Annotated in this window: 2 protein-coding genes; both read left to right on the forward strand. The window is 41.7% G+C overall.

Annotated elements, in window-relative coordinates:
- On the forward strand, positions 1 to 911 hold a 911-nt coding region (locus H096_RS31190), incomplete at its 5' end, for a glycosyltransferase (RefSeq protein WP_082461995.1).
- Positions 912 to 1,795: 884 nt separating this feature from the next.
- Positions 1,796 to 2,398 carry a hypothetical protein gene (locus H096_RS34075; RefSeq protein WP_156717543.1) on the forward strand — a complete coding sequence of 201 codons (603 nt, stop codon included), beginning with the start codon at positions 1,796 to 1,798 and terminating at the stop codon, positions 2,396 to 2,398.
- Positions 2,399 to 2,620: the final 222 nt, after the last annotated feature.

Genomic DNA, 2,620 nt, shown 5'->3' on the forward strand with positions numbered 1-2,620 from the left:
GGTCACGATCAACCGAAACGGCCGGTCACAGTGCTCCGAAATCCGCAGTGAAGCTATTCAGCCGCGCCAATCGGGGGTTGGCCAACACGTTGAATGAATCTATAGGGCTTGCCAGAGGAGCCTGGATTGCTCGAATGGACCAGGATGACATCGCCCATCCGACAAGATTTGAGACGCAACTAAATTATCTTATCTCCTCCGGTGCCGATATCGCTGGGACCTGGGTCAAACGGTTTGGTGCCGCTGACAACCGCACGGTAAGACTTCCCCAATCAGATGCGGCGATAAAAATTGCTTTGCTTTTTGAATCACCTTTTGCACATCCAACGGTGATGATGAAGGCTGAGTCAATCAAAAAGCTAGGCTACGAGCACACCTGGGATAAAGCGGAGGACTATGATCTCTGGGTGCGCGCCGCCATCAGTGGGTGGAAAATGGCGAATGTTCCAGAGGTGCTTCTCGACTATCGAGTTCATGCAAGCCAAATCTCTACTTCTTCAGCTGTACAACAAATGAGCCTATCTCAGGGAATTCGTGAAAAATATTGGAACCATTCTCTTACCCAGTGGGGCGTTGACACTTCTTGCATTGAGTCTGTATTGAGCACCTATGTTCCTTATAGCAAAGTTAATCTAGAAAAAGTCGATATAGCTATTGGCCACGCTTTACAACATTCTGAAGGAGAATCTCGCGCAATTGTATTTAACAATGCGTACAAAATTTATATTCGTGTGGCTGCAAACCAGAAAAATGTTATTTCCCATTGGAAAAACCTTTGCACAACATACTCACTTACTACACCAAGAAGCAAATTAATTGCACTTTGGATTTTTCGAAACTTCAGAATTCACCCTGAAGGCAAGATATTCAATTGGATTAGGACTGCGCTGAACTACGTAAGTTTTCGGTAGCTAATGTTCATATAGCATGGAGCTTGGCATATGAAACACTCCCGCCAAAACTATGAAAATTCTAAATCGCCCTTCGCACTCAAACGTGCCACAAGTTTTTTTTTATTAACGGCCTGGGTTGCTCTCTTTTGCTTGGGTATAAAGAATTACCCAGGCAGCGAACACATTTATTGTTTTTTTTCTTTCACATTTTTAGCACTGCTATTGTCAGGCCTATACTCCAAAACAAGCTATAGCTACACTTTCCTAACTATAATGATTTGGCTAGGGTTCTGGTTAAAAACCACAATCCATCTAATTTTCAGCTATGAGTATGTTGAGCCTATTGGCTATTTCATCGGCTCGTCTGGTGAGTGGGATGAAGTACTACGCGTAGCGTCTCTGGGAGCCATAGGCGCTATAATAGCACGGTGGATTTTTCACCTATCAAGCTCCAATTTTACGACGCTTGCCATAAGCAACCCCCCCCACCGCCAAGTTGGTACAATCAATATAAAATCCACATTTGGATTACACTCACGCTTTCAGTAATTGCACTTTGCCTGGCAAATATATATTTTTCTTTTCATCAAATCGGAATAGTTCCGAAAACCATTATTTGGCCCTTAAATGCAATATTTTCTTGGTTGATTTCCACCGGTTTTGCAATGACTACGGTGACTCTGCTCTGGTGGGAGTTCTCCAATAAAAATTCAAACATTTACTGTATATGCCTAGCTCTATTCGAAGCAACTTTCTCATCGATTTCCTTGCTGAGCAGGGGATTGTATATTTTTCATATCATACCGCTCTTCATGGCCGCCATATTGAACCGCAAGTTATTCAGGAATTTAAACTTTAAATCTTCGGTTCTGATACTAATACTCACATTCGCACTATATTTAATGACGTTCCCACTGGTAAATTCAATTCGCAACTACCACTACTCAGGAATTAGACATGAAATATCAATTGATTTCGGAAGTGACTACCTTACAAAAGGACTGCTCAAACTTTCTAGATTTGCTGTAGATCGTTGGATAGGCGTTGAAGGGCTAATGGCAACCACTGCATACAAAGAAAAAAACTTTGCACTTTTTCTGAGTAGCGCAACTGAAAAAGTAGAAATAGGAAAAGTTACCACTTTCCAAACAATAGCAAATTCAGATTATAGATTCGCAGACTCCAAAAAATTTCTATTTGCGAGTTTACCTGGGCCAATTTCTCTTATGTATTTATCGGGAAGTCTGATTCTCGTAGTACTTGGAATGTTTTCGATCACCTTAATTATGCTATTTAGTGAGCTAGTTATACATAGGCTTTTATCAAATCCATTTCTAACAGCATTGTGGGCGAGCATAACATCTACAGCCGTAGCCCAACTAGGCATAAACATCCCCGGGCTGATTTTCTATTTACTTCTGTGCACAACTGGCATTTCAGCTATTTATTTGTTGCAAAACGCCAGCCACTTAATTAAAAAACACCCAATTCAACGCAAACCCTGAGTACGGATTTTTTGTGAACATAGTAAAAGTTTTAACATTTACTTCATACTATCTACCCGGCTACAAAGGCGGCGGCCCCGTTCGCACCATAGAAAACATGATCGCCCACCTCAGTGAGAGTGGCCTGGAGTTTTGGGTCATTACCCGTGATCGCGATTTGGGAGACTCTGAACCCCAATGTCATCAACTTTGGAAATTATCCATAAATATCATATAATTAGC

The sequence above is a fragment of the Pseudomonas sp. FH1 genome (assembly GCF_000510895.2).
Taxonomy (GTDB): Bacteria; Pseudomonadota; Gammaproteobacteria; order Pseudomonadales; family Pseudomonadaceae; genus Aquipseudomonas; species Aquipseudomonas azotoformans_A.